At 53.8% G+C, this 22,937-nt stretch carries 17 protein-coding genes and 1 CRISPR repeat array (1 of these 18 running past the window's edge); of the genes, 9 read left to right on the top strand and 8 right to left on the bottom strand.

Annotated features, from left to right (window positions below; translation table 11 throughout):
- Positions 1-14: 14 nt before the first annotated feature.
- Positions 15-1,277: a glutamate-1-semialdehyde-2,1-aminomutase gene (hemL, locus tag EGM51_16260; protein ID QBG48876.1), complete on the top strand. Its 1,263-nt coding sequence runs from the start codon at positions 15-17 to the stop codon at positions 1,275-1,277.
- Between the two features lie 93 nt (positions 1,278-1,370).
- A complete protein-coding gene (locus EGM51_16255) occupies positions 1,371-2,015 on the top strand; it encodes a deoxyribonuclease V (protein QBG48875.1) in 645 nt (214 codons plus the stop codon).
- 87 nt (positions 2,016-2,102) lie between these two features.
- Here the strand turns inward: EGM51_16255 and EGM51_16250 are convergent, their stop codons facing one another.
- Entirely contained in the window at positions 2,103-3,557 is a 1,455-nt protein-coding gene (locus EGM51_16250; GenBank protein ID QBG48874.1) for a WecB/TagA/CpsF family glycosyltransferase, read from the bottom strand.
- 164 nt (positions 3,558-3,721) lie between these two features.
- Here EGM51_16250 and EGM51_16245 point away from each other — a divergent pair, with 164 nt between their 5' ends.
- Together EGM51_16245 and EGM51_16240 are read left to right on the top strand one after the other, a co-directional pair.
- Positions 3,722-4,534 (top strand): hypothetical protein, encoded by an 813-nt coding sequence (locus EGM51_16245; protein QBG48873.1) that lies wholly within the window; start codon positions 3,722-3,724, stop codon positions 4,532-4,534.
- A gap of 74 nt (positions 4,535-4,608) precedes the next feature.
- Entirely contained in the window at positions 4,609-6,801 is a 2,193-nt protein-coding gene (locus EGM51_16240) for a hypothetical protein (protein QBG48872.1), read from the top strand.
- 40 nt (positions 6,802-6,841) lie between these two features.
- Here EGM51_16240 and EGM51_16235 read toward each other — a convergent pair whose 3' ends face one another.
- Positions 6,842-7,084, bottom strand: coding sequence for a hypothetical protein (locus EGM51_16235; GenBank protein ID QBG48871.1), 243 nt, complete (start codon positions 7,082-7,084; stop codon positions 6,842-6,844).
- A 144-nt stretch (positions 7,085-7,228) separates the two neighbouring features.
- Here EGM51_16235 and tilS point away from each other — a divergent pair, with 144 nt between their 5' ends.
- The 3 genes from tilS (at position 7,229) to bamE (ending at position 10,985) form a co-directional block, all read left to right on the top strand.
- Positions 7,229-8,521, top strand: coding sequence for a tRNA lysidine(34) synthetase TilS (gene tilS, locus EGM51_16230; GenBank protein ID QBG48870.1), 1,293 nt, complete (start codon positions 7,229-7,231; stop codon positions 8,519-8,521).
- Positions 8,522-8,607: 86 nt separating this feature from the next.
- Entirely contained in the window at positions 8,608-10,605 is a 1,998-nt protein-coding gene (locus EGM51_16225; protein ID QBG48869.1) for an ATP-dependent metallopeptidase FtsH/Yme1/Tma family protein, read from the top strand.
- A 38-nt stretch (positions 10,606-10,643) separates the two neighbouring features.
- On the top strand, positions 10,644-10,985 hold the full coding sequence (bamE, locus tag EGM51_16220) for an outer membrane protein assembly factor BamE (GenBank protein ID QBG48868.1): 342 nt from the start codon (positions 10,644-10,646) through the stop codon (positions 10,983-10,985).
- Here bamE and EGM51_16215 read toward each other — a convergent pair.
- The 6 genes from EGM51_16215 to hrpB form a co-directional block, all read right to left on the bottom strand.
- Positions 10,982-11,908, bottom strand: a complete 927-nt coding sequence (locus tag EGM51_16215) for a hypothetical protein (GenBank protein QBG48867.1) — start codon at positions 11,906-11,908, stop codon at positions 10,982-10,984. The two genes, bamE and EGM51_16215, sit on opposite strands and share 4 nt — an antisense overlap.
- Before the next feature lie 175 nt (positions 11,909-12,083).
- On the bottom strand, positions 12,084-13,430 hold the full coding sequence (locus EGM51_16210) for a hypothetical protein (protein ID QBG48866.1): 1,347 nt from the start codon (positions 13,428-13,430) through the stop codon (positions 12,084-12,086).
- Positions 13,303-15,063 (bottom strand): long-chain fatty acid--CoA ligase, encoded by a 1,761-nt coding sequence (locus EGM51_16205; protein QBG48865.1) that lies wholly within the window; start codon positions 15,061-15,063, stop codon positions 13,303-13,305. Before EGM51_16205 ends, EGM51_16210 begins: the two co-directional genes overlap by 128 nt.
- Before the next feature lie 18 nt (positions 15,064-15,081).
- Complete coding sequence (locus EGM51_16200; GenBank protein ID QBG48864.1) at positions 15,082-15,519, bottom strand: OsmC family peroxiredoxin; 438 nt, start codon at positions 15,517-15,519, stop codon at positions 15,082-15,084.
- A gap of 70 nt (positions 15,520-15,589) precedes the next feature.
- On the bottom strand, positions 15,590-16,966 hold the full coding sequence (locus EGM51_16195) for a Gfo/Idh/MocA family oxidoreductase (protein QBG48863.1): 1,377 nt from the start codon (positions 16,964-16,966) through the stop codon (positions 15,590-15,592).
- 141 nt (positions 16,967-17,107) lie between these two features.
- Positions 17,108-19,639, bottom strand: a complete 2,532-nt coding sequence (hrpB, locus tag EGM51_16190; protein QBG49334.1) for an ATP-dependent helicase HrpB — start codon at positions 19,637-19,639, stop codon at positions 17,108-17,110.
- A 769-nt stretch (positions 19,640-20,408) separates the two neighbouring features.
- Between hrpB and EGM51_16185 the strand changes: the two genes are divergently transcribed.
- Together EGM51_16185 and EGM51_16180 are read left to right on the top strand one after the other, a co-directional pair.
- Positions 20,409-20,765 carry a hypothetical protein gene (locus EGM51_16185; protein ID QBG48862.1) on the top strand — a complete coding sequence of 119 codons (357 nt, stop codon included), beginning with the start codon at positions 20,409-20,411 and terminating at the stop codon, positions 20,763-20,765.
- A complete protein-coding gene (locus tag EGM51_16180) occupies positions 20,756-21,037 on the top strand; it encodes a hypothetical protein (GenBank protein ID QBG48861.1) in 282 nt (93 codons plus the stop codon). Before EGM51_16185 ends, EGM51_16180 begins: the two co-directional genes overlap by 10 nt.
- Positions 21,038-21,518: 481 nt before the next feature.
- Positions 21,519-22,937: direct repeats of the CRISPR family, unit length 37 nt; unit sequence GTCTCAATCGCCTTTCGGCTTTCTGCCCGTTTCGGAC; it runs 471 nt beyond the window's last position.

Below are 22,937 nucleotides of genomic sequence, written 5' to 3'. Positions count from 1 at the left end.
AACAGGAAAACACTATGAATTCAGCAAAATGGTTTGAACGCGCACAGAAAGTGATTCCCGGCGGAGTGAACAGCCCGGTCCGCGCCTTTAACGGGGTCGGCGGAACGCCGGTTTATTTTAAATCGGGTAAAGGCGCGTATGTGCAGACAGAAGACGGCACGGAACTGATTGATTTCTGCGGATCGTGGGGCCCGTTGATTCTGGGGCACGCCCGCGATGAAGTGGTCGATGCGGTTGCCAAAACGGCGGAGAATGGATTGACCTTCGGGGCTAACACCGCCAAAGAAGCGGAATTTGCGGAATTGATCACCAGCCTGATTCCGGAAATGGACATGGTGCGCCTCGTCAGTTCGGGCACGGAGGCGGTCATGAGTGCCATCCGTCTGGCGCGCGGTTATACCGGGCGGCGCAAAATCATTAAATTCGACGGCTGCTACCACGGCCACTCCGACTACCTGCTCGTCGCCGCCGGGTCCGGCCTGCTGACCGGCGGCACCTCCTCTTCCGCCGGCGTTTCGCCGGCCGCCACCGAAGAAGTCTATGTGGTTCCGTACAACGATCTCGCAAAAGTTCAGGAAGTACTGAAAGCCGACGGGGAAAATATTGCCGCCGTCATCGTCGAACCCATTGCCGGTAACATGGGTCTGGTTGAACCGGAACCCGGATTCCTTGAAGGACTGCGCGAAGCAACCGCAGCCTACGGTACCCTGCTGATTTTTGACGAAGTTATTAACGGCTTCCGTCTGGCGCCGACGACATTCGGTCATACCATCGGCATTAAACCCGACCTCACCACACTGGGAAAAATCATCGGCGGCGGTATGCCGATCGGGGCCCTCGGCGGCAGCACGAAAATTATGTCCAGCCTCGCACCGCTGGGTCCGGTGTATCAGGCCGGCACACTCAGCGGCAATCCGGTGGCGGTGGCCGCCGGTATGAAAACGCTGGAACTGCTGCGCGATGAAAATCCTTATCCAGAGATGGAGAGACTTGGCAGAAAACTGGCTGACGGGATCAACCGTATTGCTGCCGAAAAAGGGTTGGATCTGCACTGCGCACAACGGGGCGGCATGTTCACGCCGTTTTTCCGTAAAAAGGCCGTTCGGAATCTGGATGACTCCAAAGCGTGCGATCAGAAAGCACACGCGGCCTATTTTCACCATATGCTCGATCACGGGTTCTACACCCCGCCGAGCGGATTCGAAGTCGCCTTCGTCTCCGCCGCCCATACCGAAATGCACATCGATGCCTTCCTGGAGGCATTCAAAAAAATGTAGCGGCTTTGCCGCTTCGTCGAAGGTCGGAATGCCCACCGTCAAAGGTCTCCGACATTCGACCAAATATTTTATGACCTTTGACAAAAGGGAATCATGCACCCATGGGATGTCAGCCCGAAGGAAGCGATTGCCATTCAGAAGTCGCTGCAGTCTCATATCAGACTGACGGATGATTTCGGGGAAATTAAAACGGTGGCCGGTGTGGATGTCGGCTTTGAAGCGGACAATACCATCACCCGCGCCGCCATTGCCGTACTGGACTTCCAGACCCTGGAAGTGATTGAAACGGCGGTGGCTCACCGCCCGACATCTTTCCCGTATATTCCCGGTCTGCTCTCCTTTCGGGAAGTGCCCTGTGTTTTAGAGGCTATGCTGAAGCTGAGTGAAGAACCCGGTCTGCTTTTATGCGATGGCCAGGGCATCGCCCATCCCCGTCGTTTCGGAATCGCCGCCCACCTTGGTCTGCTGCTCAACATCCCGGCGATCGGTGTCGGAAAATCGCGCCTCATAGGCACGCATGATGAAGTCCCGCCCAAAAAAGGCAGCTTTGTTCCGTTGATGGATAAAACCGAACAGATTGGCGTTGTCCTGCGTACGCGTTCCAATATCAAACCGCTCTATATTTCCCCCGGCCACCGCGTCAGTATTCACACGGCTCCGAAACTGGTTATGCAATGCGTCACCCGATACAAACTGCCGGAAACCACCCGCCATGCTCACAAACTCGCGAGCGGCTGAATAATACCGGTGCGGAAATAGACCTGCGCCTCAATACACGATCACATTATTCAGAAGCGGGCGCAATGTATAACAACCGGGGTGATTTTACAGAAGTACCTGATCAACGCGGGCGATTTCGAAGGTGCGGCGTAACGCGGGGGTGAGGTTTCTGACGGACATACTGACTCCGGAATCAGAAGCCTTTTTTTTGAGGGCGATGAGATAGCCGAGCCCGGCACTGTCGATAAAATCGAGCTGCTCAGCGTTAACCTCTATTGATTTGAGCCTCCCGTCCTGCAGCAGTTCCTGCTGCAACGACTGAGTCGAATGTTCAAAAACAGGAAGCGAAGCAGCACTGAGTTCGATAGGCAGTTTTAACTTGAGCTGACCCTCCGAAAAAACAGCTTCGCCATCGGCATGTTCAGCCAGTTTATCCGCCGTCCCGACGGCATCCTGCACGGTGCAGACGATCACAAAATAGTCTGTCAGCCGGCAGGTTTCCAGCAGGGTCCTGACTTTCGGACGGAGCGCATAGAGAATCAGACGACAGCCCTGACCGCGACAGAACTTATTGATTTCGAGCAGGGCACCGAGCTCAAGACTGTTGAGCCAGGGAATAGCGTGGAGATCAAGCAGCAGGTTATTTTCGCCGGTCCGCTTCTGCATTCTTTCAATAAATTCCGCAGCCTTCTGTCCGGTTTCCAGGGATTGGAAATAATCGGTAACAATCCGGTGCTTTTCCAGAGTCCGGATGTGCTGCTCATCCAAAGACTGAAAGCTGACTTCATGATCGGGCATATTATGAATCGAATGCATCTGGCGTGAAGCGGAGAGCAGAAAACGCAGATTGGCAACGTAGCGCGAACATAAGCGATGCGGGCTGCAGCAGACGCGCCAGAGCCATTCGAGGCAACATTTCTGCAGGAATTTCGGGGCCCGCTTCTGTTTGCCGGAAATAAAATCAAGAGATGCTCCGATGCCGATGGATACAGGAATATTCCAGCTGCGTACATGCATACTGATAAACTTATCCTGCTTCGGAGCCCCGAAGGCAACAAGCAGAATATCGGGTTTTGCTTTTTCCAGTCGCTGAAGAATTTCGCGATGATCCATTTCAAGAAGCGGAGCAAACGGCGGTGCAAAACTGCCGGCGATGATGAGGCCGGGGTGGCGTTGCTTCAGAATGTTAAGCGCGTTTTCAGCAACCCCCGCTGCGGAGCCGAGACCGTAAATGCTCATCCCCTCCTTTGCCGCACGCTCAGCAAGCAGCGGCGTGAGGTCTGAGCCGGTGACTCGGTCTTTGAGTTTCGGACCGAAAAACGGAGACAGTTTGACCATGGGAAAACCGTCAGCGAGCACAAGATCAGCATCAATGAGAATCCGGCGGAGTTCGGGGTCATCCCAGGCCCGGGTAACAAAATCGAGGTTGGCCGTGGCAATATTGGCCGGCTGGCCGGAACGCACGCGCTCGACGATCCAGTCGATGGCCTCCTCGAACGTGACGTTATGAAACGGCACACCGAAGATCACCAGTGGCACCGGAGTTGTTTTATCATCCATATAGCAATAGATGCTATGTGGAGCGCATGTTGGTTTCAAGTTTTTCAACCTCCGGAATTCTTTAAAAAAGGGCACCGCAACCTCTTTCTTCGTGCGACTCACGGCTTGTTGCTTCCAGGTAAATGCGCTAGGTTTCAACCTCTTTTTGCAAATTAGGAACTGACATGAATTGGATATTGAAGAAGATTCTCGGCTCGAAGAATGAGCGCGACCTGAAAAAGATGCGTCCGCTGGTCGAAAAAATCAATGCATTCGACGAAGAGTATAAAGCATTGAGCGACGAGCAGCTGCAGGCCAAAACGCAGGAGTTTAAAGATCGTCTCCAGAACGGCGAAACCCTTGAAGACATAGAGCTAGAAGCATTTGCTGTGGTGAAAAACGCTGCGCGCCGTCTGTGCGGTACGACGGTGGAGGTTATCGGCCATCCGATCGACTGGAATATGGTTCATTTTGATGTCCAGCTGATTGGCGGTCTGGCCATGCATAAAGGCATGATTGCTGAAATGGCGACCGGTGAAGGTAAAACCCTTGTGGCCACCCTTCCGGTATATCTCAATGCACTTTCCGGCCAGGGTGTCCACGTGGTCACCACCTCCGATTATCATTCGCAGCGCGACTCTGAATGGATGGGCCATCTCTACAAGTGGCTGGGACTGACAGTCGGTTGCCTGAAAAACATGATGCCGCCGGCGGAACGGCGTAAACAGTATCTCTGCGACATTACCTACGGCACCAACTCCGAGTTCGGCTTTGACTACCTGCGCGACAACATGGCCTACAGTCCCGAGGATATGGTGCAGCAGAAAGGGCACAACTTTGCCATCGTCGACGAAATCGACTCGATTCTGATCGACGAAGCCCGTACCCCGCTGATTATTTCCGGCCCCGCCCCTATTCTTCTACCCAGTATGAGGAACTGCAGCCGGCAACTGAACGTCTGGTACGCCGGCAGCGTGACCTCTGCACAAAACTGCTGAAAGAAGCCAAAGATCTCCTTGAGCGGAACGAAGATTATGAGGCCGGTCTGAAACTTTACCAGGTCCATCAGGGCATGCCGAAAAACAAACAGCTGATGCATCTGATCGAGAACGTTAAATATCGCAAACTTCTCGAAAAAACCCAGATGGAGATGCTCAAAAAGGAAAATGAAAAACTGGCCCGTGAACTGCGGCAGGAGCTTTACTTCACCATCGACGAAAAAGGGCACGATGCCGACCTCACCGAAATCGGCTGCGCGGAGCTCAACCCGGATGACCCGGATATGTATGTTCTGCCGGACATGGTATCCATGATGGCGGAACTCGACGGCGCAACCGATATGACGCCGGAAGAAATCATGGAAAAACGCCGCGCGATTCAGGAGGATTATGCCCTGCGAAACGAGCGGGTTCACGCGGTTGACCAGTTAATCCGCGCATACAGCGTTTATGAAAAAGACGTCGATTATGTGGTGCAGGACGGACAGGTGCATATTGTCGACGAGCACACCGGTCGTCTGATGGTCGGGCGGCGCTGGTCGGATGGGCTTCACCAGGCCGTGGAAGCGAAAGAGGGTGTAACCATTGAGCGCGAAACCCAGACGCTGGCCACCATCACCATTCAGAACTATTTCCGCATGTATAAAAAACTCTCGGGCATGACCGGTACTGCGGAGACCGAAGCCGACGAATTTCATCAGATCTACGGCCTTGACGTGATGGTGATTCCGACCAATCGGCCGGTCCGCCGGGTGGACCTCAATGACCAGGTGTATAAAACACAGCGTGAAAAATTCCGGGCCATCATTGAGGAGATTAAAGCCGCCCATGCCCGTAAACAGCCGGTACTGGTGGGTACAGTCGCCGTTGAAACCTCGGAGGTGCTCAGCCGCATGCTGCGCCGGGAGAACATTGTCCACAATGTACTGAACGCGAAAAACCATGCCCGCGAAGCTGAAATTGTCGCTAACGCCGGACAGCCCGGCGCCGTAACCATTGCCACGAATATGGCCGGTCGCGGTACCGACATCAAACTGGGCGAAGGGGTAATCTATCTCGACAAAAAAGACCTGGACTCCAAAGAATTTTCACTGGAGTCCAAGGTCGACGGAAAACCGCTGAGAAAACTGCTCGAAGAAAAACCATGCGGCCTTTATGTGATCGCTTCCGAACGCCACGAATCGCGGCGGATTGACCGCCAGCTGCGCGGCCGCTCGGCCCGGCAGGGTGACCCCGGCGTTACCCGTTTCTATGTTTCGCTGGAAGACAATCTGATGCGTCTGTTCGGATCCGATCGGATTTCCAGTATCATGGAACGGCTCGGCATCGAAGAGGGCGAAGTGCTGGAACATCCCTGGCTCAACAAATCCATTGAAACAGCCCAGCGCCGGGTGGAACAGCAGAACTTCATGATGCGTAAACGTACCCTCGAATACGATGATGTCATGAATGCCCAGCGTACGGAAATCTATGATTTCCGCTCTGAGGCGCTGACCACGGAAAATCCGCGCGAGCTGATTTATCATGCCGTCGAACAGGCGATTCTTTCCCACGCGACCGATGCAGCGGTTACCAAAAACAAAGAGGATTGCGGAGTATTCATCGCCTGGGTCAACACCACCTTCCCGCTCGGTATGCGCACAGAAGATCTGCCGGATGAAATCACGGCGGAATCCCTCACCGAAACAGTGCTCAATGCGGTCAAAAAAGCCTATGACGTGAAAGCCATCCACGAGGATGATGAATCGCTGGTGCGTCTTGAACGTCATATGATTATTCAGTCGATTGATGAACACTGGCAGGAATACCTGCGTAACATGGACAGCCTTCGTGAATCCATCGGTCTTCAGGCTTATGGCCAGCGCGATCCGCTGATTGAATACAAACGCGAGGCCTATCATCTGTTCATGGATCTGATGGACCGGATCTATGAAGAGATCTCAACCGCCATATTCCGTTCCGCCACTTCGATTGAAGCCATAGAGGAATTCTTCAAAAGCATGTCGAATATGCGGGCACAGCATAATCCGCAGGTTTCGGCTCTGGCCGTTGCCACTGCGCAGGCTCAGACCGCCGCTCAGCAGCAGGCCCGTCCGCAGCCCATCGGCGCACCGCCTCCGGGCATGGGTCTTCCGCCCGGCATGGAACCTCCGCCGCAGCCCAAACCGGTACCGCAGGCGGTGGCGGCTAAACAGGTCGGACGAAACGACCCCTGTCCGTGCGGCAGCGGCAAAAAATACAAGAAATGCTGCGGTGCTAAAAATTAGAATGCTTCATAAGGTTCCCGGTGAATGCCGGGGACCTTTTTTATGTACGTTGGGAGAGAATCGATTCCACGGAGAGATGGTCGAACGGGAGGAGCTCGTCCGGCAAATGCTGAATGCCTATTTCCCGCGCAATCTGATAAAGAGCGCAATCCTGCTTTTCTCCATAGCAGAAAACCTCCTTTACCGTTCGAACCGTATTCTCCAGTCCCTCATGGCGTTCAAAAAAAGGGCATTCATTAATAAACTCACAGACACATTCTGTTGTTCCCTCAGAAATCTGCATGAATATACCTCCAAAATGTAACTAGTAAAATTTACTAGCCACCCGCCGCACCTTCAAGTTAAAGTATTATTTAATCTCCCCGCACCCCCATCCGACCGCCCTTTTTAAATTTACAAACCCATACTGTGTTTGTAATTACCAACCATGAATCTTCCTGCGCTCATCCAAAAAAAATGTAATGCCTATCATCTGCCCTCCCCCGATTCCCCCATTGTAGTCGGGGTATCAGGCGGTGCCGATTCCGTGGCACTGGTCCGTGCATTTCAAACATTGAACATTCCGTGTACACTGGCCCATCTTAATCATCAGCTTCGCGGTGCGGAATCCGACGGCGACGAAGCCTTCGTCCGTAAACTGGCGGAAGAAACCGGATTTCCAATGGTCGGAAAGACCACAGATGTCCGGGCCCTGGCAGAAAATACCGGGCTGTCCATCGAAATGGCCGCTCGGCAGGCGCGGCACGATTTTTTCGCCGAATTCAGAGAGGCCGTTATTGCCCTCGCCCACCACGCCGACGATCAGGTTGAAACCTTTATTCTGAAACTTGCCCGGGGAGCCGGTCCGGAGGGACTGAGCGGAATGCCGTGTTTCCAGATCCTTGGAAACCTTCGGATCATCCGGCCGATGCTGGAGATTCCGCGATCCGCAATTCTTCACTGGCTGAAAGCAAACCGGTTTACATGGCGGGAGGATTCCAGCAACGCAGATTCCGGATTTCTGCGCAACCGGGTACGCCACCGGATTCTTCCCCTGCTTGAAAAAGAACTGAATCCCCATATTCGCGATTCAATACGTCGGACCACCGAAATACTGCGCGCTGAAAATGAATGGATGGAGCAGCGCATTGCCGGGTCCAGATTATCGGATCCCGGATTACCTCTGGCAGCAAAACGACGCCTGCTGCGAAACTGGCTGTTTGACCATGGTGCTGAAGAGGCCGGATTTGAAACCGTGGAGCAGATTCTTCATTTAATGGAAAAATCGGCCGGAACATTGATCTATGAACTGAATGCCCGGCAACGGGTGGTGATTGAATACGGCGTTCCCCGGTTTGAAGACGCCTCCTCCCGGTCTCCGGAAATTTCCTGGCAACTGACGGTAAAGGCCGGAACCGGCTGGAAAAAAGATCAAAGCCGCATCGGAGATCCGGTCGCCGAGGCCTCGGTCTGCGCCCGCAAGGCCGGCAAACGGAAAATTACGGTTCGCTCCGTGCAGCCCGGCGACCGTATGACACCGCTGGGCATGCAGGGTTCCCGGAAACTGCAGGATATTCTGACCGACCTTAAAATTCCCCGGGCACAGCGAAAAATGCTGCCTGTTGCGGTATGTGAAGGGGAGATTATCTGGCTTCCGGGCTACCGGATTGCGCGCGGCTGGGAGGTCACGGATTTCTCCGTTCAATCGCTACACCTCAAGATTGAACAAAAAGCGGACTGAATGACTCCAAGTTTGTTCCTGTACGCGTTGCATTCGCCCCCGGTGAATGCTAGTTTTCGGCCTGTTTTTCAAAGAAAGAAGAGAATATGTCAGATAATTACCAACAGAAAGATCCGAAGTCAGAGAAGCCGAACAAGAAAGGGCCCCCGCCAATGCCTATGCGCGGCCTGGCCATTTCCTTCCTGGCCGTTGCGGTTTTTCTCGTCGTTTTACAGCTTTTCACGAAATCCCCGGATGCGGCCAATGAAATGTCCTATTCTGCTTTCATGAAGCAGGTGGAGGCCGAACGCATTTCCAAAGTGGTACTTTCGTATGACAGCTCAGGCAATCAGTTCGCCACCGGTGAATCAAAAGACCTGAATGCAAGCGGAACCACTAAATTCAAGGTCTACATTCCCTTCCGCGATGACACGATGCTGCAGGAAACGCTGAAAGAGCACGGCGTTGAAATTGAGAGTAAGCCGCTGAAAACCGCGATGACCTCAATCCTCATCAATATTGTCCCGTTTCTGCTCATTTTCGGCGTCATTTATTTCATCTTTATCCGTCAGATGAAAAATGCCGGCCGAGGAGCCATGAGCTTCGGCAAAAGCCGGGCTAAACTGCTGACGCAGGACAAAAACAAAATCACCTTCAATGAAGTGGCCGGTGTGGATGAGGCCAAAGAAGAACTGCAGGAGGTTGTTGAATTTCTAAGGGATCCGAAGCAGTTCCAGAAACTCGGCGGTAAGATGCCGAAAGGGGTACTGCTCTCCGGCTCGCCGGGTACCGGTAAAACCCTGCTCGCCAAAGCAGTGGCCGGCGAAGCCGACGTTCCCTTCTTCACCATTTCCGGCTCCGACTTTGTGGAAATGTTTGTGGGTATCGGCGCCTCCCGGGTCCGCGACATGTTCGAACAGGGCAAAAAAAACGCCCCGTGCATTATTTTCATCGATGAAATTGACGCCGTCGGCCGTAGCCGTTTCAGCGGAATCGGCGGCGGACACGATGAGCGCGAGCAGACCCTGAATGCCCTGCTTGTGGAAATGGACGGTTTTGACACACAGGAAGGCATTATTATTGTGGCGGCCACCAACCGCCCCGATGTTCTCGATCCGGCCCTGCTTCGCCCCGGCCGTTTTGACCGTCAGGTGGTGGTTGACCCCCCGACCCTCGAAGGCCGTGAGCAGATTCTGAAGATCCACTCCCGCAATGTTCGGCTTTCCGACCAGGTAGACCTTCGTAAAACCGCGCGCGGAACACCGGGATTTTCCGGAGCAGATCTGGCAAACCTGGTGAATGAAGCCGCGCTGCTCGCCTCGCGCCGGGGAGCGGATTTTGTGGAACAGCAGGATATGGAGGAAGCACGTGATAAAGTGATGTGGGGCCGCGAACGCCGCAGCCACGTGCTGGACGCGGAAGAGAAAAAACTGACCGCCTATCACGAAGCGGGCCATGCCGTTGCGATGTATCACATGCCGGAGTGTGAACCGATCCATAAAGTCACCATCATTCCGCGCGGCCGGGCGCTGGGTGCCACCATGCAGCTGCCGGAGAAAGACCGCTATACGCAGAGCCAGAAACGCCTTGAAGCCGATCTGGTGGCCTTTATGGGCGGACGCGCAGCTGAAGAACTGATCTTCGGAGATGTGACCACCGGAGCACACAATGACATTGAGCGCTCCACGATGATCGCCCGGGCCATGGTCTGTGAATACGGCATGAGCAAAAAACTGGGCCCGCAGAATCTCGGCAGCAACAACCAGCCGGTCTTCCTCGGGCAGGGTATTACCGGATCGCCCGATTTCAGTGAGCAGACCGCCCGGCTGATTGATGAAGAGGTTCGGCGCATCGTTACCGAAGCCTATGACAAGTGCATGAAAATCCTGACGGATAACAAGGAACAGCTGATCGCTCTTTCCGAAATTCTGATTGAACGCGAAGTGCTGGACTTTGAGGAAGTGGATTCGATCATGAAAACCGGTAAACTTCCGGAAACTTCCGAAAAACCGGAACCAGAGAATTCCGCCGGAAAATCAGAATCGGAAGCAACCGACGAAAAACAGGAAGACGGTTCTGACGGACCCAAAACGGAAGAGGCCTAGGGTTTACTTTTACAAAGTCTCGAATTATGCTCTGAAGCATGAAAACAATGAGATCAGTTTTAGTAGCAGGTGTGGTTGTTCTTCTGGCAGGATGTGCCACTTCTTTTAAACCCTGGAAACTCAGTGATGTCCGGGAAGGGATGACTCGGGAAGAAGTGGAATCTGTTCTGGGCAGGCCCGATGCTGAGGAATCACGGAACGGTGCGGAATACCTCTATTATACCTATGAAGAAGAAGCCCGTGGTGCAGAAATTTACGACCCGGTAAATCAGGATATGAAGCGCAAAGCCGAAGTACTGACCCGCATTCTTTCCGAAAGCAGATATGAAGTCGTGCTCGTAGACGGCAAGCTGATCAACTATAAGGAAATTACCGACTAGCGGTTCTGCGGGTTCAGATAAGCATCATCGGCCAGCGGATCGTAGGATTTGTTCCGCTCTTTCCATCGCTGATAAGTGTCAGGACGCTTGAACTGTTCTTCCTGTTTCTCCAGGTTCTGATTCAGCCCTTCCCACTGTTTACGCCGTTGTTCTCGTTCCTGCTCATACGCACTTTGATAGGGTTGATGCCCTTGTCGGGACTGCGTTCCGGAACCGGTAGTCCCGCCGTATTGCTGAGAACTGTCTGAGGATCTGTACTGAGGGAACGGAGAAAGCAGCCCTTCTTCGGGATCGGCCCCGAAGGTCCGCCTGTTTCCCTGCAGACCGAAGCCTGAACTGTACGTGTTCCGACTGCGCCCGAACAGCCCTGAATCAGTCTGGAATGGAGAGGAAGCCCGTTCCCCATCCCCCGGGACACGTGTTTCCCGGCCGAAATAATCTCTGACGGACCTTTCAGCCCTCCGTTCCCCGTCTCTTGAATAGGTTTCCCTGCGGCGCTCAGTCCCGTCTTTTCCGGAACGATCCCACGACCAAAGGTTGTCTTCGCTCTCCACCGAAGCGGAATCGATCGGATTTCCGTACATATCAAATTCCGTGACCTCTTCATCGGAATCGCCTAGCAGCCAGTTTACATCGGCCTTGGGCACCGGCCGGGCCGGAGGCGGCGGAATAAAGGGTTTGTCCAGCGGCTCCTCCCGCTCGAGCGACATATCTTTCGTATCCCGGAACTTTTCCGACTCCAGAAGCCGTTCATCCTCCTCCATTTCGGACGGCACCACTATTTCACTTTGGGTGATGGTTGCGTTTTCCCGAAGATATTTACGGACAATTCGCTGTTTTCGTTCTTCCAGTGTTTCTTCACGCGCGGATACAACCACGGGAAGCAACGCCAGCATTAACAGAATATGGATGAACTTATTCATTAGCCATAAACTACGTCTCACAAATCAGCTGCGTCAACATCGCTTGTCATGAAAGTTCCTGCGGCGGAAATCTCGTTCCGCCGGAAACCATGACAAACTGTGCCCCTCTTCCCGACAAAAAAAAGTCCGCTCCGGAATTCCGGAACAGACCTTTACAGCTACAGATGTTTTCAATTTAAAACGTATATCCCAGCGAAACGGCCAGCAGATGAGTGGTTGTTTCAAACGTTCCGGCAAGTGTCGGATCAAGAGCGGTATAGTTGCTTCCCATATCACCCTTATCCGACCAGAGATAAGAGTAGGCCGCATCCAGCGTCATGGTGTTCCGGAACTGCCTCCCGAAACCCATCGTAATCATCTGGCGGTCCGTTCCGGGCATCTCCGGAGCACGGGTTGAATCCGGAATGGGCGATTCATCCCAAATATACCCGGCGCGCAGCTTCCAGTCATCCCCCAGCGCGTACTCCGCACCAAGACGGACACTGATGACATCCTCCCAGTCCTTCTGAGAAGTCAATGCGGTTGTTGCTGGATTCTCGATATCCAGCACGTCATACGTACTCCATTCGGTCCAGACTAAATCCAGACCAAGGGAAAGGCCTTTAAAAGTTGTATTTGCAAGTCCCACATTGATAGATGAAGGCAATGTTAATTCAGCAGATGCCGGAAAGCTACCTGTTCCAATTATGTCCACTGAGCCCGTAATATCCAGATTTACACGTGACTGATAACGTAAACCCAATCCCCAGTCATCCAGCGGCTGGAGATGGGCGGAAAATGTGCCGCCATAATTGATATCATCCCCCTCAACCACACGACCGGTTCCTTCCAGTTGTGCCTCAGCATTCACCACATTCAACCCGGCAGAAACCGCCAACGCCTCCGTCACCTGCCAGACCACAGAAGGCGTAATGTAGATGGCCTCAAGATCGGAATAGGTGGCAATCGCCGCCCCCGTCCAGCCGTCATCCCATTCCGTAATCAGCCCATAGGGCGCATTTATTGAAAGCGTTCCGGTCAGCCTATCACTGAGCGGCTGCACATAATAAAGATGCGGAATCGCCCGCCATTCATCCGACATGGTATCATTCTGCGCAGCCGAGATATCGCTCTTAAAATCCGTATGAATCGAAGCAAACGAGCTTCCGATCATAAGGGCCGGACGTTTGGCTCCGCCCAGTGCGGACGGGTTGTACCACGCCTGCGAGGTCATATTGGTCCGGCCACTGATTGCTCCGGCCTGTCCGAGTGCCTCGGCAGACCCTTCCGTGTAAAGCTGGAACCCGGCCCCCATGGCTGCACTGCTGATTAACGAGGTCAGTGCAAACCCGCCCCACGTCCATTCTTTCATATTTTTTCTCCTGGTTGTTTCTCTTAACTTGAATCGCTCCGGCTTACACACTGATGTCATAGAGGTAGCGCTTGATTTTCTGCGTAGTGGTTTTTTCAAACTCCTCAAACCGCACCTCGATTTTCCGGGGGCGTTTGTAATCGGCGAGCGCCTTAAGCTTTTCGCGCACATCTTTGCGCACCAGCTCCTCAATGACCTCATCGGTAAGATTAGCCCCTTCATGGGTGTGCATGCCGTCGATAATTTCCTGATTCGGCACCACAATCAGACCGACACGCTCCCCGGTCTCCTCGGCTTCCCGGTAACCGAGCGCCAGACATTCAAGGACGAGTTTGCTTTTCAGCACCTGCCGCTCAACTTCTTCAGGATAAATATTTTTGCCTTCGCGGTTAACGATCAGGCTTTTTTTGCGGCCGCTGATCACCAGATATCCATCCTCATCAAAACGGCCCAGGTCGCCGGAATGATACCAGCCGTCCCGAAGTACTTTGGCGGTCTCCTCGGGATTGTTCCAGTATCCCTGCATCACGTTGTCGCCTTTAGCACAGATTTCACCGATCCCCTCGGCATTGGGTTTATCAATTCTGATTTCAACCCCTTTGAGCGGAAGACCGACTGTTCCGACCTTTGGCGCATCCAGCGGATTAACCGAAAGAACCGGCGCGGTTTCTGTGATGCCGTAACCTTCAACCACCAATAGACCGAGTTTATTCCACCCTTCAAGCGTGGCCGGGCTGATCGGCGCACCGCCGGAAACAACCAGCCGCAGTTTTCCGCCGAGCCCCTCTTTGACTTTTTTACCGATGACCTTCGCCAGACCGGCATTGAACATAATCCGCGCCATCTTCTTTGCGTTGACCCCGTCCATAACCCGCGCCAGCATTTTGTCGAGCAGCAGCGGAACCGCCAGCATAATGGTCGGCGACGCATCAGCCATATCCGCCTTAATGGTTTTTAGACTTTCAACCAGAGAAACCTGACAGTGCTTAAAGATCGGAACCAGCACGGTGCAGGTAAACGCAAACGAATGATGCAGCGGAAGGATCAGCATAAAATTGTCCTCCTTCGAAAACCGCAGCGAACGATCTATACTTTCCACGTTCGCCAGAAAGTTCCGATGCGTCAGCACCGCCCCCTTCTGGCGGCCCGTTGTGCCCGACGTATAGATAAACGATGCCGGCGAAGCCGGCGAGGGACTCAACCGGTCAAAAGCCCGCCCGTCCGTCATGGCCTTTTCATGAACCGCATCAAACAACGCCCCGTACATTTCGCATTCCAGCTCTTCACACAAATGCGCGTTCCGTTCATTACAGTCCAGCATCACCAGATGTTTCAGCTCCGGAATCCGCTCTTTCATTTCCAGCAGATTCTCCGCCATACGGCAGGAACAGAAAGCCACCGAAACCGCACAGTCCCGGAAAATATGCCGCACCTCGCTCTCCCGCAGCTTCGCATCCACCGGAACCGCAACCGCCCCGATGCCTACAATTCCGTGATAAAGCTCAAACCACTCCGGCGAATTCTCCCGGTAAATCGCTACGCGGTCCCCCTCCTGGACCCCGAGTTCCACCAGCATTTCCGAAACATGCCAGACCCGTTCCCTCAATTGTCTGAACGAGCGGGTCTGCCAGCGACCGTCCGCTTTAAATTTCAAGGCTATGCAATCCGGGCTCTCCTCAGCCGCCCGATTCAGACAGTCCTTAATCGTCATTCTTCTCTCCATGTTAAAGGGAGCGATTTTGTCACAATTCCGCCGCCGTTGTAAAACACGAAAAAAGCCGCCCTCGCGGACGGCTTTCTGCATTCGGTATAAAATGGCCGTTTATGCCGGCCGTATCGTAACCGGCGTTTCGTGGAGCAGGTTTTCAGAAACCGGGCAGCGATGATCCACCTCGCGAAGAAAATCCAGTTTTTCGTCATCCGTCAGATCCGCATCCACATCCACCGTAACCGTAATTCCTTCAAACCCTATACGGCCGTCAACCGGCTTGCCCAGCAGTCCGTCCGTATCCAGATCGCCCTCTACTTTGATCGACATACCCCGCAATTCAATCCGTTTCTGCATGGCCACAATCCGGCCAATAGTTCCGAGACACCCCGCCAGCGAAACAAACACCATTTCCAACGGTGTTACCCCCGTATCCGTTCCGCCCGCATTGGCCGGCTGGTCAATCACCAGTTTATGACCGCGCACTTCACTTTCGATCACAAATTTATCATTCAGTTTCGATTCAATCGTCACCGTCTTCTTTGGCATAATTTTCTCCTGTTAGCTGAGCCCAAAACCCTTACAGAATACCGTATTTTTTCCAACCATTGGAATCCGTTTTTTAAAGGCTCCATCCTTCACGGTACTCATGCTGCACATAGCGGTCTGCTATATCATTTCCGGTTTTCATGGTTTCCGGATTCCAGGAAAGCGTCGTTTCCGGTCCCACCCGCATGGCCACACAGGCCAGCAGCATCATTTCAGTAAGCGGGCCGGCGTGGTCAAAATTCGACAAGGCTATGGACGGATCACCCGCTTTAATGGCGCTGAACCACTCCTCATAGTGCGAGCTGACACGCGGCAGACGCTGCGGCACATTTTTGAGCTGCGATGCGGCCTGCTGCATATCGGTTTCAGGGAAGATTCGGGGCGACACACCGTAGCAGGACTGCATCATGCGGTACCGATCGCCGAAATAAAACACCCCGCCGTTTTCCGGAATTGTTCGTTCCGGATCCAGCCCTTCCGGCCGCGGAACCCTGTTTTTGCCATCATACCATTTCAGCGTAACCGGCGGCTGTTTTCCGCGCGCCGCAAATTCATAGGTCACGATCGTTGAAACCGGAAAACTGTCAGCCGCACTCGCCGGATTTTTCCGCTCAAAATCAACAGTCACACGGAGCGGTGCACCCAGCCCGAGTGCCCACACCGGATGGTCGATAATATGCGCCGCCATATCCCCGAGCGCTCCGGAACCGTAGTCCCAGAACCCCCGCCAGTTAAACGGAACAATTTTCGAACTGTAAGGAGCCTCCGGCGCCGGACCGAGCCAGACATCCCAGTTCAGGGTTAAAGGAATACGCTCTGCAGCCGGGCGCACAATGCCCTGCGGCCAGATCGGACGGTTCGTCCAGCAGTGTACCTCCTTCACATCACCGAGAATTCCGGACTGAATCCACTCCACCGCCATACGGGCCTGTCCATTGGAATGTCCCTGATTTCCCATCTGAGTAACAATCCGGTTTTTACGGGCATATTCCGCAAGAATCCGGGCTTCGGAAATGGTTCGGGTCAGCGGTTTCTCCGTGTAAACAGCAAGGCCGTTCTGCATGGCGGCCATCGTCACCACCGCGTGATTATGATCCGGAGTCGACACCACCACCGCATCGAGGTTTTTCGCCTCTTTATCCATCATCACCCGCCAGTCATCATATTGCCGGGCTTTATCAAAATGCGAAAACGCCGCGGCGGCGCGAGCCGAATCAACATCACAGAGCGCATAAATATTATGCTTCATGCACCCCCGGATATTTGCCTGAGCCCGGCCCCCTGCTCCCACAAAACCGATATTGAGCCGTTCACTCGGCGGAAGCTGTTCGGTTTCAGGAAAAGCCGATTTCTTTTTTGCGGCCTGAGCCAAAACCGATGAAGGAAGAATAGTGAACGCGGCACCGGCTGTGCCTGCTGCCAGTATACTGCGGCGCTTCATGGTCTTCATATATCACTCCTTTGGAAACCGATAAAATTAGGCGGAATCCCAGTAAAAATCCATTCTTCTCCGACATCAATTCACCTTTTCAGATGCCGGAATCCAGTACCGGTTCAGGCACGGCTTCTTTCTGCTTTTCAGATCGCGGTTTTATCTCCACTCATGTTTCGGATAACGCCCCTTGAGTTCCTTTTTAATCAGCGGATAGGCATTTTCCCAGAACGACTTCATATCCTGCGTCTTCTGCTGCGGCCGCTGATTCGGAGCCAGCGCCTCCACCATCACCGGAATCCGGCCGAACCCAATGGTCGGAACCTCGTTCAAGCCATACAGCTGCTGTATCGTGGCGGCAACCACCGGCGGCTGGCCGGCTTCATAACGCACTTTTGCATTAAACCCGCTCGGCAGTTTTATCCGTTCCGGCGCCTGTTTCTCAATGATTTCCAGCTGTGCCGGATTCAGCCACGACTTCACCGTTTTCCATACCGACCGCGTCTTCAGATCCTTTTTACACACCGCCCCCAGACAGATCTCCTGAATCATCGCCCGCCGCGCCTCTTCATCAATCTTCGGAATCCCGTAATCCGGGCAGCCCTCCGCCAGACAGTTGACCCGCGCAATCCATTTCTCTACCTGATCGTCCCATTTATACAGATCCAGCCGGCCGGCAATAACCTCCTCGGCAATCATCTCCGCCGCCTGATCCGGATCCACCTCCGGACTCAACTCCGCCTTCAGCTCCAGCCCGCGGAACGCTTTCCAGTGTTTGGAAAAAACGCGCTTCGCTTTCGGGTCATACACCGCCTCAGTGATGACCTCAATATCATCGGGAAACAGCTCCTCCAGCCAGGCCTCCTCCACCGCCGTACAGAGATTCAGCTTCACACTCCGGTCGCGCCCTTCAATTTCGGTAATCTCCGCCGCGACCAGCAGCTCGGCATCGCGCACTACCGATTCCCGGTCCAACGCCCCGGAACGACCATGCACCACGGCACAGTTCAGCGTACCCCGGTCCCGCCGCTTCGCCACCTGATCCGAAAACGCCAGCAGAATACACTTCTGCAGATCCTCATCCGCCGGAGCCCGCGTATTGACCTTCAGCCCCTCGCGTTCAGCCATCTTCAAAAACCGTTCATAAAGCGGCTTCACCTGCCGCGCCGCACCGGCATGAATACCCAGTTTCCGGCAGGCTTCCACCCGGTAACCGTTCCGCTCCGCAAAACTCCACGCACGCATCAGCCGCTTAAAATCCGAAACATCATCCTCGCCCAGCTGTTCATCCCGCTGGCCGCGCGTCCGGCCGCCTTTATTCCGCTCCAGAATCGACCGCCCCTGCGTCAGCGCCGCAATCAGACACGCCTGCCGGACACAGCCATATTCCCCGCCCGCCAAAAGCATCCGGGCATAGCGCGGATGCATCGGAAACGACACCATCTTTTTTCCAATACCCGTCAGCTTTCCCGCCTGATCCAATGCGCCTAAATCCGTTAAAAGCGTCAGCGTGCGCGCCAGTGATTTCGGATCCGGCTTTTCCAGCCACGCAAAATGTTCCACATCCTCAATGCCGCCCGCCTTCAGCGTCAGCACCACCTCCGACAGATCATGCCGCAGAATTTCCGGCAGCTCCTGCATCGGCCGCGCCGCATGCTCCTGCTCCGTCCACAGCCGATGGCACGTTCCCGGCGCCGTACGCCCCGCGCGGCCCGCCCGCTGATCCGCCGACGCCCGGCTGATCCGCTCAATCAGCAGCGTATCAATCCCCCGGTTCGGATCAAACCGGGCCATACGCGCCAACCCGGAATCGATAACAATGCGAACCCCGTCAATCGTGATCGACGTCTCCGCCACATTGGTCGAAACAATACACTTACGCTGCGTACATTCGCCCACTGCCGCATCCTGTTGTGCCGGCGGAAGCTCGCCATGCAGTGGCATCACCGCAAAACCCTTCGCGCACCGCTTCGACCGAATCGCCTCCACCGTCCGTGCAATTTCATATGCCCCCGGCATAAACACCAGCACATCGCCCTCGGCCCCCGATTCAATCGCCTGCTCAAAGGCATCTGCCGCCGCATCCCAGACCGGATGATTCCGGAAATCGATCCGCTTCCGCGCATACGAAATCTCCACCGGGAACATGCGGCCTTCACTCTTGAGCTCCCGGCACGGCGCCAGGTATTCCCGCAGCGGCCCGGCTTCGAGCGTCGCCGACATCACAATAAGTTTAAGATCGGGCCGCACCTCCTGCAGATGCAGCGCCCGCGCCAGCGTAATGTCGCCGTAGATATGCCGCTCATGAAATTCATCAAAAACAATCGTCGAAACACCCCGCAGCTCCGGATCACTCAGAAACTGGCGCAGCAGAATCCCCTCGGTCACATAGCGAATCTGCGTTTTTGCGGAAACGGCCGACTCCATCCGCACCTGATATCCCACCTCATCGCCCAGTCTTCCGCCGCGCTCATACGCCACGCGCTTCGCCAAAAGCCGTGCCGCCAGACGCCGCGGCTGCAGCACCACCACCTCGCCCGGCCCGGCACTCCCGCCATCCAGCACCATCTGCGGCACCTGAGTCGATTTTCCCGACCCCGTCGGTGCTTCAATAATGATACGGTTCTGCGTCTTCAGCGCGTCCGACAGCTCGGCACGCAGTTCATAAATGGGTAATTGTTTCGGATCCATAGGCGCGACGTTATAGCCGAATGTTCCCGCGGTTGGAAGTTCCGATAAAAACCGGCACCGCACAATCCCCGCTCCAACCTTCATTTTCTTTACAGCCGAACTTCATACCCATAAAGTTTAACGTGTAAATTGGGGACATATTCACAAACAACCCTAACACCCACTTGATGAAGAAAAAAACATAACCAGTCATTTGAGACTGTCCGTCAACGTAAAACCTGACTTTCTATCGATCCGTTTAACCTAATGGCATCAGGGTGCTCGTACATCACTTTGACTAATCCGGAGCCTCGTCTTTTGAGCACACTGATGTAGTGCCGTTCGTTGTAGACGAATCCACTCTTTCCAGCATTATGGAAAAGAAAAAACTAAAGCTGAGCAGACGGGAAGATTGCCCTGCAGAAAACAGGAAATAAACAGAACCGGCCGGCCGAGGCGAATGAGTCTACGTTAAGCCAATTGACAGGCTTCATTTTTGATCTCCTCGGTCTATCTTCAACGCTTCCCTACGGGTAAGCGATCGCTACACCCAAAACAGCTCCGGCCGGTGACCGCGCGTTCGGCATCGTTGATTTCGAAGATTTTTTTCGTGGCGTTGTCCATCCTGCGCTGACTTCTTTCCATGTGATCCTCCTATGTAATTACTCTCGCGGTCGGATCGTATCAGCCGGAGGACCGTTTATTCAAATGCATGAAACTATTTGTACTTTCCCGCTTTTACCGGAATATATGACCTCTCCGTCAACCATGCTCCAACATTGGATAATACATGAAAAAAGCATCTTTAATCACCATCGGAAGCATCCTGATCGTCTCAGCTCCCCTCAGTTTTCTGGCCGGTGTTGTGTATACACTTCTGTTGCCGAACATCTATGAAAGCACGGCGGTTGCTCAAATTTCATTTCCCGAAAATCATAGTGAAAAATATACTGCAGATGCTCTCCTCGCTTTAACCGAACAAACCGCAGGGCCAGCCGACGATTCAGAAATATTTCGTCCCGTGATCGCCGAATTAAAGCTTCAGGAATCCTGGGGCGAGAAGGAGAAAAACTACCCTTACAGATCGTCCATAAAATCCTGCAGAATAGCATTCAGATCAAAGCTGATGAAAATACAGTGGGTTTAATTCAATTTTCAGTGAAAAGAGATAATCCCGCAGAAGCGGCTGATATTGCCAATTCAATCTGTAAACACTTTGCAGATCGAAATGATGGAGCAGCGGTGGCTAAAATGGCTCAACCTAACCATCGACCGGTCTCCCCAAACCTTTTCCGGAGTGTACTGGCCGGTCTTTTTCAAGGAGCAATTCTAATGGGAATAGGTTTAACTTTTCTGTTTGCAGGAATCAGAAAACAGAAATCCAAACCGGCACCGGCCTATGCGGAAAACCCCCACTGAACAAATGAAGTTATGTACTGCAGAATGCCCGTGTAATGTTTGTTACAGTCAGTGTACTGCCCTTTCTGTAATTTCAGGAAGGTACCCCCCGAAAAAGCGAAAGATTCTGTACACCAGCAAAACCCACGCTCCTCAATAAAACCTGTCAATCCGGCTATCTGCTCCTTCACCCTTTACCCTTCCTCTTCATCCTTCACCCAAACGTATTCTATCCGCAAAACGGTCTCACGTCCCGACCCTCGGGAGGGCGAGACAACCGCTAAAGGCGCGTTGCCCGAAGGGAGGGTTCCAAGAACCCGTCAACCCCGTTGCCGTTACGCTGCGCTTCACTGCCGTCACGGCTGCGCCGAGCCGGCCCCCTTCGCGCTTTGCGCTCGGTCAGCTTTCTGCCCTATTCGGACAGCCCTTCACTCAAACGTATTCTATCCGCAAAACGGTCTCACGTCCCGACCCTCGGGAGGGCGAGCCAATCCCCGAAGGGGTTGGCAATCCCTTTCGGCTTTCTGCCCGTTTCGGACGATTGCTGAAGTACTGGTTCCAGCAATCGAAGCGGGGGTCTCAATCGCCTTTCGGCTTTCTGCCCGTTTCGGACAACATTTAAAGATGTGCCAACGAGAACAGTCTATGATCGCGAGTCTCAATCGCCTTTCGGCTTTCTGCCCGTTTCGGACGCATTCAACGAAATCGAAATCACACTCGGCGATGTTAAGTCTCAATCGCCTTTCGGCTTTCTGCCCGTTTCGGACTAGTGATGGCGTTCTACGAAAAAGCGAATCAGTCTATGCGGTCTCAATCGCCTTTCGGCTTTCTGCCCGTTTCGGACTGAATCGATCTACAATGAAAACTTGGGGTCGGCACCGAAAAGTCTCAATCGCCTTTCGGCTTTCTGCCCGTTTCGGACTTGAAGCGTCCGGTTGGCATGATGCTCTGGGCGCATTTTGTCTCAATCGCCTTTCGGCTTTCTGCCCGTTTCGGACTTCCGAGGTGCACAAAGAAAAATTCGGAGAAGATTTCAAGGTGTCTCAATCGCCTTTCGGCTTTCTGCCCGTTTCGGACCAAATCGGGCCATGAAATTAACCAAAAACTAGACTTGCATGTGTCTCAATCGCCTTTCGGCTTTCTGCCCGTTTCGGACAACGGATACGGGCAACAAGCCCGTGTCGAATCAGCCAGTCTCAATCGCCTTTCGGCTTTCTGCCCGTTTCGGACGTTAACGCGGCGCAAGATAAAGCGGCACAGCTCAATGCGCGTCTCAATCGCCTTTCGGCTTTCTGCCCGTTTCGGACGATATCATCGAACTCGTTAACACTGGCGCGTACACAGAAAAGTCTCAATCGCCTTTCGGCTTTCTGCCCGTTTCGGACGAACTTACCGGCACGGAGAAACAAACAGCATGGGCGGAGCAGTCTCAATCGCCTTTCGGCTTTCTGCCCGTTTCGGACAGATTGATTATGCTTTTGAGACACACGCCAAAAGATGTCGTCTCAATCGCCTTTCGGCTTTCTGCCCGTTTCGGACCGCCGAGGGTATCTGCTCCGGCGAAGATCCGCTTAAAATATAGTCTCAATCGCCTTTCGGCTTTCTGCCCGTTTCGGACGCGTTTATCCCCGCATCGCAGGTGTTCGGGCGCGACTGGGAGTCTCAATCGCCTTTCGGCTTTCTGCCCGTTTCGGACGACTCCCTTTCATTTGCGGTAATGCACCAGACTGCGCATGGTCTCAATCGCCTTTCGGCTTTCTGCCCGTTTCGGACCAAGTGTTATGAGGATCATAAGGGTGTGGTGTTCTTTCAGTCTCAATCGCCTTTCGGCTTTCTGCCCGTTTCGGACAAAATCCATCCCGAAACGGGCCAGCCACCCGCCCGTTTCGTCTCAATCGCCTTTCGGCTTTCTGCCCGTTTC

Source organism: Verrucomicrobia bacterium S94, assembly GCA_004299845.1.
Taxonomy (GTDB): domain Bacteria; phylum Verrucomicrobiota; class Kiritimatiellia; order Kiritimatiellales; family Pontiellaceae; genus Pontiella.
Note: the sequence above shows the minus strand (reverse complement) of the source record. Positions and strands in the feature narration are given on the sequence as shown.